The following is a 15,337-nucleotide window of genomic DNA, read 5'->3' as shown; positions in this document are numbered from 1 at the left end:
AAATAGGCAGGGGATGGAGATTATATGAAGCTCACTCAAAGACCACGTAGAAACCGTAAAACTGAAGCTCTGCGCCAAATGGTGGCAGAGACCGATTTGAGACCCTCTCAGCTCGTATTGCCTCTTTTTGTTGTCGACGGTAAGGGTGAAAAACAAGCTATTCAATCTATGCCGGGAATTTACCGCATGAGTCCGGATATGCTGTTGCAAGAAGTGCAAAAAGCGGTCGAATTGGGTGTGAAGTCCTTCGATCTTTTTCCGGCTATTTCCGAGACACTCAAGGACTCTTACGGAAAAGAATCTTTAAACCAAAACGGGCTTTTGCCGACCACTTTGAGAATGATTCGCGATAAGTTCCCCGACGTGACGTTGATCTCGGATGTGGCCCTGGACCCTTATTCTTCTGACGGCCACGATGGTGTTGTTAAAAATGGCAAGATTTTGAATGATGAAACTGTCGAGATCTTGGCGAAAATGTCGATCGTCCACGCCCAAAACGGCGCCGACATCGTGTCGCCTTCGGATATGATGGATGGTCGTGTGGGCGCTATCCGCGAGGCCTTGGATGACGAAGGTTTTACAGATGTAGGCATTCTTTCTTATTCGGCAAAATATGCTTCTAGTTTTTACGGACCATTTCGTGAAGCCTTGGATTCAGCTCCCAAGTTTGGCGATAAAAAAACTTATCAGATGGATTTCCGCAATGCGCGTGAAGCCTTGCGCGAGATCGAACTCGACGAGCTTGAAGGTGCGGACATGGTGATGGTGAAACCGGCGTTAAGCTATTTGGATATCATCAGCCTCGTGAAATCACACACCCACTTGCCGGTAGCGGCTTATAATGTGAGTGGTGAATACGGCATTATTAAAGCGGGCGCTAAAGCCGGCTTTCTGGATGAAACACGTGCGATGGTTGAGACACTTTATTCCATCCGCCGTGCCGGAGCTGACGTGATCTTTACCTATTTCGCTCTGCCAATGGCGGAGTGGTTGCGTAAGAACGTCAACTAGTCTTGCCCTGAACCTTTTTGACAGCACCTGCTTCCGTTATTACAATTTTCCTTTAACAAGGACGTTGTTATGAAGTTAGGTGTTGAGGTTCTTTTATCCAGTGCTCCGCTTTTAAAATCTTTGAAAGGCAAACGTGTTGGTCTGGTTTGCCATCCTGCCAGTGTCGATGAAAATCTTCAGCACAGTCTGGATTTACTTTCTAAAAAAATAAAACTGTCTTGCGCTTTTGGACCTCAGCACGGTGTGCGCGGTGATAAGCAAGACAACATGATCGAAAGCCCGGACTTCATCGACCCGGTTCATAAAATCCCTGTGTTCAGCCTTTACGGCGAAGTTCGTCGTCCCACAGCAAAGATGATGGACAGCTTTGATGTGGTTCTTTTTGATCTTCAAGATTTAGGTTGTCGTATTTACACTTTCATCACGACCTTGCTGTACGTGATGGAAGAGTGCGCGAAGCTCGGTAAAGGTGTGATCGTTTTAGATCGCCCAAATCCAGCGGGCCGACCGATCGAAGGTTTTAAAATGCTTCCGGGCTGGGAATCCTTTGTGGGTGCGGCTCCCATTCCCATGCGCCATGGACTGACAGTCGGAGAACTTGCGCTCTACTTCAAAGACTTTTACAAAATGAACTTGGACTTGAAAGTCGTGAAAATGAAAGGCTATGCGCCTGATAAAAAGCCTGGTTATGGTTGGGATCTTTCTCGTCCATGGGTGAATCCTTCTCCGAACGCGGCTTCTTTGAATATGGCACGTGCATACTCTGGAACAGTTTTGATCGAAGGAACCACTTTGTCCGAGGCGCGTGGGACAACACGAGCTTTAGAAATCATCGGCGCCTCTGATATTGATTTCAGCGAAGTTTTAAAGCGCATGAAAAAGAAAGCTCCGCAGTGGTTTAAAGGTGTTGTGCTTCGCGAGTGTTTCTTCGAGCCCACATTCCACAAGCACGTGGGAAAACTTTGTCACGGATTTCAGTTTCACACCGACAGCAAAGCCTATAAGCACGATCAGTTTAAGCCCTTCCGTTTGACGGCGCTGATGCTGAAAGTGATTCGCGAAATGCATCCTCAGTATCCAATTTATCGCGACTTCGCCTATGAATATGTGAAAGACCGTTTGGCGTTTGACGTGATCAATGGTGGGCCCGCTTTAAGAGAGTGGATTGAAGATAGCAAGGCCACTCCGAAAGATCTGGATAAGGCCTTGGCGGTGGATGAAAAATCCTGGGCTAAGGAAAGAAAAAAGTATCTGTTGTACTAAAAAGAAAAAGAGATCTGGAAACCCAGATCTCTTTTTTTAGTAATTAGTGCTGAAGGGGTTGGGTCACTGTCTCGGGTGGAGGCGGTGGCTGATTTGATGAACCTTTATGGAATTGCTCTTCGGTAGATCCCTTCAAAGCCCCTGTAGATCCTTGACCTTCGGTTATCACTTGAAGAACTTCATCGAAATATCCCGTTCCCACTTCGGCTTGATGTTTCACTGCCGTGTAACCTTTTTCCGCAGCTTCGAATTCTTGCTCTTGCAGCTCCACGTAAGCCGTCATGCCATCTGTCGAGTAGCGATGAGCCAAATCGAAAGTGTGGTAGTTTACTAAATGCCAACCGGCCAGAGTGATAAATTGGAATTTGTAGCCCAGTTTACCTAAGTGATCTTGGAACTCAGCGATTTCTCCATCACTTAAATGCAACTTCCAATTAAATGAAGGCGAGCAATTGTAAGCTAGAATTTTTTCTGGATACTTTTTGTGAACTTCTTTGGCAAATGTTTCTGCTTCTTTCATATCGGGCTTTGACGTCTCAAACCAAAGTACGTCAGCCCAAGGAGCATAAGCGATCGCGCGCGCGATGGCGTATTCGAGGCCTCCACGAATCACATGGTAACCTTCTGGAGTTCTTTCACCCGTTAAGAAAGCATGATCGGCAGGATCAATATCCGACGTCATCAGTGTCGCACTTAAGGCATCGGTTCGGGCGATGATCACTGTGGGAACACCCAAAACGTCTGTTGCTAAGCGGGCGGCCTGGAGTGTGCGAATGAAATTGCTGGTTGGAATAAGAACTTTACCTGCCATGTGACCGCATTTCTTTTCTGCGGCTAATTGATCTTCAAAGTGCACTCCGGCGGCTCCGGCTTCGATCATGGACTTCATCAATTCAAAAGCGTGAAGGGGACCCCCAAAGCCCGCTTCGGCGTCAGCAACGATCGGTGCATACCAATCTTCACCGCGCATGTCTTTGCCTGTTTGATTCGCGATTTGGTCAGCACGCATGAAAGAGTTGTTAATACGTCGGACTAAATTGGGAACGCTGTTAGAAGGATAAAGGCTTTGATCTGGATAAGTCTGACCAGAAAGATTCGCGTCAGCGGCCACCTGCCAACCGCTCACATAAATTGCTTGCAGTCCGGCTTTCACCATTTGTGCAGCTTGTCCTCCGGTCATCGCCCCAAATGTATTCACGTAAGGGGAGTTCTTTAAAAGGCCCCAAAGTTTTTTTGCGCCCATTTCCGCAAGGGTGTATTGAACTGGAATCGTCGTGCGCAGTTTCGCCACTTCGGCCGAGCCGTAGTTGCGTTTCACACCTTTCCATCGTTCGTCTGTGGCCCATTGAGCATCCACTGATTTTTTATGAGCTTCCATGCCGTTCACCATCTCAATCTCCTTTGATTCCGCTTTAGTTAATTGTTCATAAGCCATCGTGGTTAGGAAATTTGGGAAGTCCTCAGTAAGAACCATATAATTTAAAAGCGAAACTGCCTTTTTCAAATGCGGTACGTCCTGAGATTCCAAATTAAAAATTTCTTCCTGCAAAAGCAGCTTGTATCGTCCGTAAGTTAAAGGCGAGCCATCCGTTAAAACAACATGGTGATGCAGCCACTGCCAAAGCTGGCTGCGCGAGATCTCTGCGGTCGCGGCGTCTTCCATCAAGTTGTCTAAAGCGGCCGCACCGATACCAGAGAGCCACTTATCCAAATAGCGGAGAGTGATAGAGATATTCGTGCGCACGCCTTCTTCAGAGACATGAACGTCCTTAGGCACTTTTAAAAGATCTTCGGCAAAAACCGGCCCGCGAGGCGCCACATGTTTCTGGTGGGGGCGGTCACCTAACACTCGGGTGAACTCTGCAAACGCCACTGGAACTAAATCGGGATGAGCCACCCAGGTCCCATCAAATCCCAAACGCACTTCGCGGGATTTATCCTCGGCGACCTTGTGAATTGCATTCTTCGTCAGATCAGGATCTTGGCGATTTGGGATAAAGGCCGCCATGCCGCCCATCGCATGGGCTCCGCGTTTGTGACAAGTTTGAACCAAGAGCTTGCAGTACGACTCCATGAACGGAGTTGTCATTGTGACTCGCGCACGTTCTGAAAGAACGAACTCAGGACAAGCATGAAATTTTTTAATCAAACTGAAAATATAATCCCAACGACCGGCATTGAGGCCCGAAGCATAGTCCTTTAAAGCAAAAAGAATTTCATCCATTTCAAAAGCCGCAGTGATGGTTTCAATTAAAACCGTCGCGCGAATAGTCCCAGCGGGAATGTCTAACTTCTCTTCAGCAAATTTAAAGACATCGGACCACCAAGTCGCTTCTTCATGATTTTCTAATTTAGCCAAATAGAAGTAGGGTCCGGTCCCTCGTTTCATCAATTCTTTGGCGTTGTGGAACATGAAAAGGCCGAAATCAAACAGCGCTCCCGAAATCGGTTCTCCGCGAATCATAAAGTGCTGTTCATCTAAATGCAGACCGCGGGGCCGCACTACCAGAGTGGCGATATTTTTATTGAGCTTGTACTCTTTGCCGTTTTCGTTGCGATGAGTGAGCGTGCGACGAACGGCTTTTTGAAGCGCTTCTTGTCCGTTTAAAAGATTGAACCACGTCGGACTTAGGGAGTCTTCAAAGTCCGCCATGAAAACTTGAGCGCCTGAGTTCAGCGCATTGATGATCATTTTGGGTTCTGCAGGACCCGTAATTTCAACACGACGATCTTGAAGATCTTGAGGGGCCTCTACGACTTTCCAGTCAGATTCACGAATACTGCGTGTTTTCTCTAGGAACTGGGGGCGCGCTCCTTCACAGAATTCATTCACCAAGGTTTTTCGTTTCATCAACATGTGACGACGAAGACCATCGAATTTTTCGTGAAGAGAAATTAGAAAATTGGCGGCATCCGGGGTGATCAATTCAGCTTGAAGCTCATTAACGTTCATTGGAAGACTCCTCTCCTGATCTAAAAATCCTGAGGCTTCGTGAAGATCTAAACAAGTGAATAAGAATCCATTCATATTTGTATTTTTGCGAATGAGGAACTCACTCACATTCCCCTGAACTTAGCTCTAGAACTGCCTTTCAAAGGGTGGATTAAAACTTCGTAAGGCGTGTAGCCTAGCAACTCATTACGAAGAATTAACCCGAGCAAGGAGAATGGATGAAGTTTAAAATGACGACGCTAACGTTGATGTTTGCATTAGGTCTAGGCCAAATTGGATGTCAACCAGCGAGCTCAGGCGATGCTCTGAATGAAGAAACCACGGCCGCTATTGAAGACGGCGCTTCAGAGGACATCGCAGACCACATTCATAATGACAGTGAAGAAGCCATTGATCCAGAGATTGAGTCTTTAGGTTGTGTGAAAGCTTCTTCCAGCCAGAAAGCCCAAGTAAATTTAGGAAATACAAAAGAAGAAGAATTTCTTCAACGTTGCGCTAAAGAGACAAACAACTCTTCTTGGTGCAGCCAGCTTGTTCGACCGAACAAAAATTCCGCTTCGACATTTCGCTGTACATACGGATCAAGCCAAGAACATCAGTTGATTCACCCTGATGAAAAGACATGGCAATATCCTATTGCAGGCGTAAAAATCCTTCAGGATCTTTCTGCTAGAGGAATTAAAATCAGCCACATCTATAATTGGTGGAGACCGGAGCCCTACAACAAAAACGTGGGTGGTGCAAAAGGTCGTCATCCTTACGGAACTTCTATCGACGTACGTTTCGCGAGCAACAGCGAAGCCGACCGCGCGTTCCGTGAGCTTTGTAAAATGCGCGCCCAAAAAAGATTGCGCGCGATCGGTCACTATGGAAGTGCGTCTTTACACATCGGTGTGGGTGATAAAACAGCCAACACATGGGGTAAACGTTGTAACTAGTTTTCCATATAGCCATATCGATTGTTATCTCAAGAGCCAAGTTATCTTGGCTCTTTTTTTTTGTCAGTTAACTAGCCAGGAAAGAATGCATTGCTCGTCTTAAATTCCCTGAGGAGACTTAATCAGGGGGATTTATGCTGAAGACAGTTTTGATTCTTGTAGGTGCTTTGATTTTTACTGACACCGTTTTTGCAAAAAACGTGGATGAACTTGCCAAAGACTTCGCCAGTCCTCACTCCCGCTTGGATCGCTTTCCTATTCAAATCACAAATAACTATCGCGTCGGCCCTCTTGAAAACGGCAGCGTTTTAGAAATGGCTTTGCGACCTCATCTTTCTTTAGACATGGGAACCGACTGGAACTTGGTTTCTCGCAGTTTCTTGCCGGTGCTTTATCATGAGAAGGCTTTCCCTTCTTCCGACTATGAGTTTGGTTTAGGCGATCTTGTGCAAACATTTCTGCTCACTCCGGCAAAACCGAATTCACAGTGGAGTTGGGCTGCCGGAGCTGCGTTTGAAGCACCTACGGCCACAGATACTTTTCTAGGCGCAGGAAAGTGGGCGGCTGGACCCGCTGTTTCCGTCGCCTATGAAGAGTTTCAGTACACATTTGGAATCTTGGCTCACTACCTTTGGTCTTTTGCGGGTGAAGAAGATCGCAGCGATATCAGCCTGGCTTCGGTCCAACCGTTTTATAACTATCGATTTGGCGACGGGCGAGCGGTGAATTTAATGTTTGAGTCCGTCTATAATGGCGAACAGGAAGAGTGGACTCATCCCGCCATTCTTAGTTATTCGCATATCTTTTCGTATTCGCAAACGGATGAGGCGGAGTTAGGGGCAGGATTTAAATATTTGGTGTCAGGGCCCGAAGAAGCTTCTGAATGGGGTTTTCGTGTGCAGTTCAGCTTTATTTTTTAACCGGAGCCGGTTCTTTGCTGGCAGGTGCCTCGGAGGTCGTCCAAGCGAAGGTCTTCATGATCTGATTGCAGCTTTGCAGAGCTTTGGTGAAACGAGTCTTGTCATCGAGGCAGGTCATAATAGCCACACGGTCTTCATTTTTTAAAACCACTTGGCGGATCTGTTTGTTCTTTGATCTTGAAAGCATATCCACAACTAAAGCGGGACTGCCATTCAAAGTGAAATTCTTGGCGGAAATAACCTCAAAACCATAGTTCGGGTAATCGCGCATCCACTTGCGGGTATAAAGCTCTAAAGAGGCGTTCTTTGCGACTTTATCCGTACGAATGCTAAGACTGCCTTCCGTTTGATTGTCGCGAGGAGCGAAGCGAACCGTGTCTAGAAGGCTTTCTTCGCTGCTTGCTACTGGAACCCAGTTCGTGCCCTCGGTCTTTAAGGTGAAACCTTTGTGCAGAAAATAAAGCCCTTTTTCCGGCGCGGTGAAAGCAGAAGAGCTCGTCGCGGGATGCGGAGCTGCCAACGCTATAGAGGACCAAAATGTCAGAAAGGCGACTAAGGATTTCACTCCTTAAGAGTAGCTTGCGTGGCTGGTTCAAGGCAAGGCCCTAAATCAACTGGCAGATTCACAATGTAAATTTGTTTCTTATCCTGGAATAAGCGCGAGAAGGCGACGCGTTCAGGCTCGTCATTCGAAATAGACGGAGATGACAAAGAGTCATTGCCCTTAAAAACAACCTGCGTGCAGTGCTTTTCGATGTCATAGACCTCGATTTGGTAACGCTTTTCACCCTTACGTAAAATGCTATAAAAAAGACGCTGAGGATTGCGCGGAGAGAAGAAAAGATCACGATAAATTCCCTCATTGGACTTCAGCATAAACGGAATCTTTGTTTTTAGATTGTAAAGAACCAAGCTTTCTTCGCCTGTTTTTAGATTCTTTTCAGCCCAAGCCACTTGAGTGCGGTCGGGAGTGATAGCAGGGAAGCGTTTCTCTTTGTCTTTTTCAGCGGAAATCAAACTGACCGGGACTTTTTTTAAATCCAAGCGGTAAATTCCCGAAAGCTCTCCACGTCGGGACGTAAAATAGATCGAAGGTTTTGTCGGGTGAGACACGAAAAAAGGCTGAGCATCAAAGCCCGGCTGTTGCGTCACGCGCAGAATATTCGTGCCATATAGATCACTCATGTAAAGATCTGAGGGTGGAAACTCTTTGTCGAAATTCTTATTTTGCAGCGGACTTTCTTTAATTTCATCTGTTGTCGAAGCGTATAGAATTTCTGACTTCGAAATGTAGATGGCATCGAAGGCGTCGCCATCAGAAAAGGTCACGCGACGTTCCTTGTTGTTTTCAAGGTCCATCTCATACACTTGCCAGCCTTTGTGAGACGCACGGGAACGGCTGCTGTATATAAGTCGCTTTCCATCCTCTGAAAAACGAGGATGATCATTATCGCCCAGGAACGTGATTTGTTTTGTATTTTTGGTCAGTAAAAAGTCAGAAGTTAAAACGTCTTTTGTAACGCTCAAGTGTGTGCAGGCTGAAAGAAGAAAAAATACACCTGCAACTTTCCACTGGATCCACTTCATATATCTACCTTATGCAGCACTTTCTGTAACAGGGAGGAAGGGTTGACCTTCTTCAGTTCTTTAAGTTCCACCCATTCGATGTTCTTACCACTAACGGATTTTTTCGAATGAATCTGAATAAAGATATCATGATGTGTGATGTTGTGTTTGACATCATAGTCCTTGGGCTTGTTTTTTTCCATGGCGATTTCTCCAGGGAAAATCATCTGTCCTTTCAAGAACGGCGCATAGTCGTTTTTCACCAAGGCGACCTTCCGGTCTTTGATCGCGACGAAGGGCTTCCAGACCCAGACTTCACTTTCTTTGCGTGGTTTTTTTAGAGGTAATTTCTCAACTAGATTTTTTTCACGTGACACACACGTATTCACCCACGGACACAACATGCAGGTCACTTTTTGGGGTGTACATACCGTGGCCCCTAGCTCCATCAGGCCTTGGTTAACAACGTCCGCGTTTCCTAACAACGACAGCTCGTCAGAGATTTTTTGCAGAGTCTCGCGGCCTTTGTTGTTCCACCATTCTAGTTTCAAACCATAGCGACGTGAAAGCACGCGAATAACGTTGCCATCTAGAACGCCGACTTTTTCTCCGAAAGCAATGCTGGCAACGGCACGGGACGTATACGGGCCGAAACCAGGAAGCTCTAAAAGTTCTGCAGCTGTTTTAGGAAAACCATTTTCCGCCAAAGCTTTAGCGGCTTTGTGAAGATTGCGGGCACGAGAGTAATAACCTAAGCCCGCCCAAGCTTCGAGGACTTCATTTTCAGGAGCCTGAGCCAGGTCCTGCACCGTCGGGAACTTCTTAAGAAATTTTTCGAAGTAAGGAATGACCGCAACAACGGTTGTTTGTTGCAACATAACTTCTGAAAGCCAAATACGATAAGGGTCTTTGTTTTCTCTCCAGGGAAGGGCGCGCTGGTTTTTTTTGTACCATTGCGTAAGTTGCTTGTGGTCGAGTTTGTAGTCGTAATTTGAGCTCATCCGCGGTAATGTAGTCGTACGGTATTTGAGGAGTCAATATGGAATACAAACCCTTAAGCGGACGTGAGTTTCCCCGTTTTTCTGCGATCAAGACTTTCTTCCGGTTGCCCTACGTTTCATTAGAAGCCGACTATGAAGTTGGAATCTTTGGCATTCCTTACGATGGGGGAGTTTCCTACCGACCAGGGGCGCGCTTTGCGCCAACAAAATTACGCGAAGTTTCGGCTTTGGGACGTGGCTTCCATATGACCCGTGCTGAAAACTTTTTTGAAAACTTAAAAGTTGCTGATATCGGCGACTGTCCAACGGTACCCATTGATCAGGGGCAGACCTACGAGCGTATTGAAAAATTTGTGACTGAAATTTTAAATCACAACAAACGTTTTTTAGCTGTGGGCGGAGATCACTCAACAACGCTTCCTGTGTTACGGGCTCTTCGTAAAAAATACGGCAAGCCATTGGCGTTCATTCACTTTGATGCGCACTTAGATACTTACCCAGCGGCGTGGGGCTGTGAATATCATCATGGTGCTTTTGCTCGCCATGCGGTCGAAGAAGGTTTAGTGGATCCGAAGAAGATGGTGCAAATCGGAATTCGCGGCCCGCTTGCCGGAGGGGACGATTTGAATTTCGTTCGTGCCAACGGCATTCGTGTTATCACGGTCGATGATGTTCGCAATCAACCGTTGAACGAATTTTTGCGCACGCTTCCTGTTTTTGACGATACGCCAACTTACATTAGTTACGACATCGACAATTTGGATCCAAGCTGTGCTCCAGGAACAGGAACGCCCGTTCCCGGAGGCCTTACGACTTATGAAGTTCAACGTATCTTCCGCGCCTTGAAGATTCCAAATCTTGTGGGCGGGGATGTGGTAGAGATCTCTCCACCTTTTGACCATGGCGATATTACTGCCTTGGCGGGGATGGATGCCTTGTTTGAAATGCTCCATCTGTTCCCGAAGAATAAATAAATTAATTTCTTTCGCCGTGAGAAATCACGGCGATCACACTCCGACTTTGATTTATGGCGATAAAGCTCATCGCATTCACGCTGGGGTACCAGTAGGTGTGAGGATCCCACATAAAACGGTCTAAATCCTTTTTGGCTTTCAAAAGCTCCCAGTGATTTTTAGCTTTCAATCTGCGTAAGGCTTCTACGTGTTCCTTTTTTTGGTAACGATAAATCTGAGCGTCCATGGAGGCCATTAAAAGGCGGAGCATTTCTGACGAACTTGTTCTTTGAAGATTGTATTCGTTCATCTCAATTAGGGCCTGAAGGTCTTCTTCTATTCTTTCGGGGCTGCTTTGAAAGAATTCAAACTTCAGACAGGCGAAATCAGGAAAGTCTTCTTCGGTTCGCTGACACTCATTTCTCAAATTTTGTAAAGACGGCGTTAAGTCTAAAGGAAGTGCCGCCTGCGAATTGAGTGCGGTGAACAAGACAAAAGTAAAAATGAGTTTTTTCATAATGGTCTCCTTGTCGGAAAGCTTCTGCAAAGATCCGCGCGATTTGAGAGAAGTCACATTGTGTAGCGGGAAAGGAACCTGTCCGGTTCAAGGCCAGATCCTTTTTCTTTTCGCGGTTGAAATGAATACCGCTTTCGGCAAGTGGCAGTTCGCAAATGTTGCAGATTTTTTGTGTAAAAGGAGATCCGGGGGTACAATGAAATTGTTAAAAGAAGAACAACGAGGAGGATCTAATGAAAACGCAACTTGTGACATTATTAGCTCTGACTGTTTTAGGTGGCACAGCATTCGCTGACACTTCCGATGATAAAGCGAAACATTCTTATGACCGTGACTCTATGTACGAATCAGCACCCACAGGAGTTGATAGTGAAGCAACAAGCACTGCGACATCCATGCCTGCTGGAGATTCGGCGATGAATATGCCAGCTAAATCTGATTCCGAAATTCAAGCTATGGCTCGCCGAAGTTTGCAAAGCGATACATCACTATCATCCGAAGCCCGCAACGTAAATATTCGTGTCCAGAATGGACGTGCGACTTTGCAGGGTCAAGCGGCTTCACCTGAAGAAAAAGAATCGATTCGTCAGAAAGTGATGGCTGTCGAAGGCATTAACTCTGTGAATAATAAAGTTTTGATTAAGGAATAAAGTTTCAATCGTAGTGAGGGACGCAGTTCAGCCCAAAACAAGAAAGCCCGCTTTTGGCGGGCTTTCTTCTATGTAAGTTATGTGGGAGTGATTTCGTTCGGCGGGATAAGACCTTTCTTTTTGATCTTCTCCACCAAAGTTGTGCGGTTCAGTCTTAAAAGAGCCGCCGCTTGGTTGCGGTTCCAACCGGTTTTTTCAAGCGCTTTTAAGATCAACGCGTTTTCATAGGCATCGACAGCCGAGTTAAAGTCCATGCCTGCATCTGGAATTTCCAAACCACCGACTTCGGAAGAAGCAGTTTTGCCGGACTTGTACTTCAATGGAAGGTCAGAAATATCAATCTGTCCTTGGCCTTTAAGAATGGTCATGCGCTCAACAAGATTTTCAAGTTCACGGATATTTCCGGGCCAAGCGTAGTTCACGAGGCAATCTAAAGCGTCTGGAGTAATACCTGAAAGACCACGGCCTTTGCTCTTATTGAAAATTTCCATGAAATGGTTCAATAACAAAGGGATATCTGTTTTACGTTCACGCAACGCCGGAACTGGCAACGGAATGACATTCAAGCGATAGAAAAGATCTTCACGGAATCGACCGTTATCTACAGCCTCTTCCAAATTGATATTTGTCGCTGCGATCACGCGCACATTCACGGTCACGGTTTTAGTAGAGCCTACAGGTTCAAAGCTGCGTTCCTGCAAAGCACGAAGAAGTTTCACTTGCAAAGACGGCTCTAGATCTCCGATTTCGTCTAGGAAGATCGTTCCGCCATCGGCCATTTCAAAACGGCCTACGCGATTGGCAATTGCGCCAGTGAAAGCCCCTTTGATGTGTCCGAAAAGTTCACTTTCCAAAAGTTCCGCAGGAATGGCGCCACAGTTGATAGGAATGAAAGGACCTTGCGCGCGTGGAGAGTTATAGTGAATCGCGCGTGCGATAAGTTCTTTACCGGTTCCTGATTCACCAGTCACAAGAACTGTCGAATCGGAATCAGCCACTCTTTCAATCAAGCGCAATACGTTTTGAATTTGATCAGAGTTTCCGACGATTTGATCGAATTTATATTTCTTGTTCAATTCAGAACGAAGCTGCTGATTTTCTTGCTGAAGTTTTTTGTGAGTCAGAGCTTTTTCAATCAAGCTCATCAGTTCTTCAAGATTGAAAGGCTTCGTGACGAAGTGGAAGGCCCCTTTTTGTGTTGCGCGAATAGCGGATTCGATGGTCGCATGACCCGTCAGAATGATGACTTCGGTCGCCGGACTTAGAGATTTAAGATGAGTCATGAATTCAATGCCGTCGCCATCGGGAAGATTCAAATCAACAATAGCTAAATCGATGGGAGTATCACCCTGGCACAAAACTTTGGCTTCTTCGATTTTGTTGGCAGTGATGACGTTCAGGCCTTTGCGATCAAGCACTCTAAAAAGTGCGGTTCTTAAGGAGGACTCGTCATCTAATATTAGGACTCTTTGGCTTCGCATGAACCTTCCTTCCATGGTGGGTTCTTGTACTGATTCAGTACTTTCTAAAGCTTAGGGTATTTTTGACGGGACTGTCAAAAAATCCGCGCCAGGTAAGGCTTTCAGGACCATAAAACTGGACGGGGAATGGAAAAAAATGCCGCCTTTTTGGAAACTAGACCTGATAAAAATTCGAGATATTCCTCGTCATGATTAAAAAAAAGGCAGATTTAAGAAATCTGCCTTTTTGATTAACCGAAATTCAAAGTTCATTTTTGGAAAGGGATGTTGTGACTTTTTGCAGTGGTGGCGGGAAATACTGTCCTTTGACCACCGGAAGTTCTGGGCCGTAAAAACGGAATGTCAGATGATAGTTGGCTTTTGCAGGTGTGGGCAGCCAATTTGTTTGTGGATAATTTTTCGGCTGTTTATTCGCGAAGACGATTGTTAAAGAGCCATCCTTGTTCTTCTGCAATTTTGACTGGCTGTTCACCAAGTATTTTTTTAAAGGGTTGGGCACCACTAAAAACTTTTCGCTGTCGACAACAATGACGGACCAAAAGAATTTTACCAAGGTCTGTGGCAGTTGATCTGCGGGAAAAGTCATAGTGTAAGTTTCGCTGCCATTCAAAGGCGTATTCGTGCCGTCCGTATTTGTACGATAGTAAACAACCTCTTCCGAAGTATTCGCCCATATTCCTCCGTAGTTCACAAGGGAACGCCAAAGGTAGTTACTGCCATACTTTCCTGCGGCTGGTGTGGCGCCCCAACCATTTTTATGTGTGCCCTCGCTGACCAGAGCGCGCAAGAAAGACGGAATGGCCTCTTTACGTATGACTTCATCGACTCTTGCTCGGAACGCTTCATCACCTAAATTGCGACTGATCAACAATGTTTTTTCTTGCAAAGGAACCATTCCATCGTTGGTATCCGGTTCGCTTTTTAGAATGGCTTCGGCATTTTCAAATGCCACTACTGTCGGGAGTTCCTTATTTGAAAAAAGAGGAATTTGCACCGGTGTTTCAACTTGGGCGACCGCCGTTGGAGTAATTTTAATCCGCTTCTGAAGGCTTACGGCTTCTTTTTGGCTTTTTCCAATCTCAATTCTGGCTAGGACACGAAATTTATTTCCTACAACATTGATGCGCTCAGTGCTGGAAGGGATTTTTACGGCCGCATTTTCTTGGCAGTATGCAAACTTACCATAAGGACGTCGTGGGAACGTCCTTTCGTTGATGTTGGAAAGTGTTTCGCCCCAACTATTCAAGACCTGAAAGGTGTAATATCTTTTATCAATTTTCGGTATATCCACAAGCACGCAAGTTTTCGGATCTAGCGCCAGCCACGCTTCGCTGTAAACGACATCTAGATTCGGATTCGCCCAAGTAACTCCGCCCGGTTCACGGTGATAAATTTCATTCCACTTAAAACCACCATCTTTAAAGTCGATATGTTCTTGGCGCAGCACCAACAATCGTCCAATGAAATAGTGATAAGCATCCACAATATCCTTATCGCTGATCGTGTTTTGATTATTTTGCGCTAACAAACTCAGCGGAGAAAGGAACAGGAGGCAGAAGGCTATCAATGACTTTTTGAGTTTCATAACAACTCCTCGTTTTCTTTACTTTAGAAAACGTTGGAGCAACTAGGAACGGGATTTCATTGTCGCTGGCAACAGTCAGGAAGGCGCCCTAAAGCTCCATCGCAAGAAGCTTGGCTTTCAATGTATCCAGAGAAAGAGGCTTTATAATATAAGCATCCAAGCCTTGATTGAGCGCCTCTTTAACTGACTTTTCATCAGCCACATTAGTCGTCATCACGATCTTGATATTTTTATGGCGCTGAGAACGACGCAGATCTGTCAAAAGACTGAGGCCGTTACGCTTTGGCATTTGCCAATCCAAGAAAAGAAGATTGATACTTGCACCCATATCGTGGGCTCGCTCGATTTTTGCCAATGCGACAGCGCCATCTTCTGCCTGAATCACATTCTGAAAACCAAGTTCATTCAGGGCGGCAGCAAGAATCATTCGATCGGTGGTGTTGTCATCACTAATTAACACACGTACTTTGCTGAAATTTTTATTTTCCACGAACCACCC

The 15,337-nt window shown here is 45.9% G+C and carries 14 protein-coding genes and 1 pseudogene; 6 read left to right on the top strand and 9 right to left on the bottom strand.

Features of this window, described 5'->3' with window-relative positions:
- Positions 1–24 precede the first annotated feature (24 nt).
- Positions 25–1,011 (top strand): porphobilinogen synthase, encoded by a 987-nt coding sequence (gene hemB / locus AZI87_RS04635; protein ID WP_063205226.1) that lies wholly within the window; start codon positions 25–27, stop codon positions 1,009–1,011.
- Between the two features lie 69 nt (positions 1,012–1,080).
- Positions 1,081–2,274, top strand: coding sequence for an exo-beta-N-acetylmuramidase NamZ family protein (locus AZI87_RS04630; RefSeq protein WP_063205225.1), 1,194 nt, complete (start codon positions 1,081–1,083; stop codon positions 2,272–2,274).
- 43 nt (positions 2,275–2,317) lie between these two features.
- On the opposite strand, the gene aceA is transcribed toward AZI87_RS04630, so the two are convergent.
- Together aceA and aceB are read right to left on the bottom strand one after the other, a co-directional pair.
- Positions 2,318–3,664, bottom strand: a complete 1,347-nt coding sequence (gene aceA, locus AZI87_RS18400; RefSeq protein WP_155722541.1) for an isocitrate lyase — start codon at positions 3,662–3,664, stop codon at positions 2,318–2,320.
- Positions 3,665–3,703: 39 nt separating this feature from the next.
- Positions 3,704–5,227, bottom strand: a pseudogene (aceB, locus tag AZI87_RS18395) (malate synthase A); the annotation flags it as partial.
- Positions 5,228–5,445: 218 nt separating this feature from the next.
- Between aceB and AZI87_RS04615 the strand changes: the two are divergent.
- A complete protein-coding gene (locus AZI87_RS04615; RefSeq protein ID WP_063205224.1) occupies positions 5,446–6,165 on the top strand; it encodes a hypothetical protein in 720 nt (239 codons plus the stop codon).
- 134 nt (positions 6,166–6,299) lie between these two features.
- On the top strand, positions 6,300–7,085 hold the full coding sequence (locus tag AZI87_RS04610; RefSeq protein ID WP_063205223.1) for a hypothetical protein: 786 nt from the start codon (positions 6,300–6,302) through the stop codon (positions 7,083–7,085).
- On the opposite strand, the gene AZI87_RS04605 is transcribed toward AZI87_RS04610, so the two are convergent.
- From AZI87_RS04605 to AZI87_RS04595, 3 genes are read right to left on the bottom strand one after another with little or no spacing between them, the layout of a single operon-like run.
- The gene (locus AZI87_RS04605; RefSeq protein WP_063205222.1) at positions 7,075–7,650 is read right to left on the bottom strand and encodes a hypothetical protein; all 576 of its coding nucleotides are present in this window, start codon (positions 7,648–7,650) and stop codon (positions 7,075–7,077) included. The two genes, AZI87_RS04610 and AZI87_RS04605, sit on opposite strands and share 11 nt — an antisense overlap.
- Complete coding sequence (locus tag AZI87_RS04600; protein ID WP_063205221.1) at positions 7,647–8,672, bottom strand: TolB family protein; 1,026 nt, start codon at positions 8,670–8,672, stop codon at positions 7,647–7,649. Before AZI87_RS04600 ends, AZI87_RS04605 begins: the two co-directional genes overlap by 4 nt.
- A complete protein-coding gene (locus AZI87_RS04595; RefSeq protein ID WP_063205220.1) occupies positions 8,669–9,652 on the bottom strand; it encodes an A/G-specific adenine glycosylase in 984 nt (327 codons plus the stop codon). The genes AZI87_RS04600 and AZI87_RS04595 overlap by 4 nt, the downstream gene beginning before the upstream one ends.
- 38 nt (positions 9,653–9,690) lie before the next feature.
- On the opposite strand from AZI87_RS04595, the gene speB reads away from it, so the two are divergent.
- Positions 9,691–10,626, top strand: coding sequence for an agmatinase (gene speB / locus AZI87_RS04590; protein WP_063205219.1), 936 nt, complete (start codon positions 9,691–9,693; stop codon positions 10,624–10,626).
- 1 nt (position 10,627) lies between these two features.
- On the opposite strand, the gene AZI87_RS04585 is transcribed toward speB, so the two are convergent.
- Complete coding sequence (locus AZI87_RS04585) at positions 10,628–11,122, bottom strand: hypothetical protein (protein WP_063205218.1); 495 nt, start codon at positions 11,120–11,122, stop codon at positions 10,628–10,630.
- 233 nt (positions 11,123–11,355) lie between these two features.
- Between AZI87_RS04585 and AZI87_RS04580 the strand changes: the two genes are divergently transcribed.
- Positions 11,356–11,772, top strand: coding sequence for a BON domain-containing protein (locus AZI87_RS04580; protein WP_063205217.1), 417 nt, complete (start codon positions 11,356–11,358; stop codon positions 11,770–11,772).
- 77 nt (positions 11,773–11,849) lie between these two features.
- Here the strand turns inward: AZI87_RS04580 and AZI87_RS04575 are convergent, their stop codons facing one another.
- The 3 genes from AZI87_RS04575 to AZI87_RS04565 form a co-directional block, all read right to left on the bottom strand.
- Complete coding sequence (locus tag AZI87_RS04575; protein WP_063205216.1) at positions 11,850–13,253, bottom strand: sigma-54-dependent transcriptional regulator; 1,404 nt, start codon at positions 13,251–13,253, stop codon at positions 11,850–11,852.
- Positions 13,254–13,494: 241 nt separating this feature from the next.
- A complete protein-coding gene (locus tag AZI87_RS04570; RefSeq protein ID WP_063205215.1) occupies positions 13,495–14,838 on the bottom strand; it encodes a DUF1214 domain-containing protein in 1,344 nt (447 codons plus the stop codon).
- 88 nt (positions 14,839–14,926) lie between these two features.
- Entirely contained in the window at positions 14,927–15,328 is a 402-nt protein-coding gene (locus tag AZI87_RS04565) for a response regulator (RefSeq protein WP_253696445.1), read from the bottom strand.
- Positions 15,329–15,337: the final 9 nt, after the last annotated feature.

Source organism: Bdellovibrio bacteriovorus, from assembly GCF_001592745.1.
Classification (GTDB): domain Bacteria; phylum Bdellovibrionota; class Bdellovibrionia; order Bdellovibrionales; family Bdellovibrionaceae; genus Bdellovibrio; species Bdellovibrio bacteriovorus_B.
Note: the sequence above shows the minus strand (reverse complement) of the source record. Positions and strands in the feature narration are given on the sequence as shown.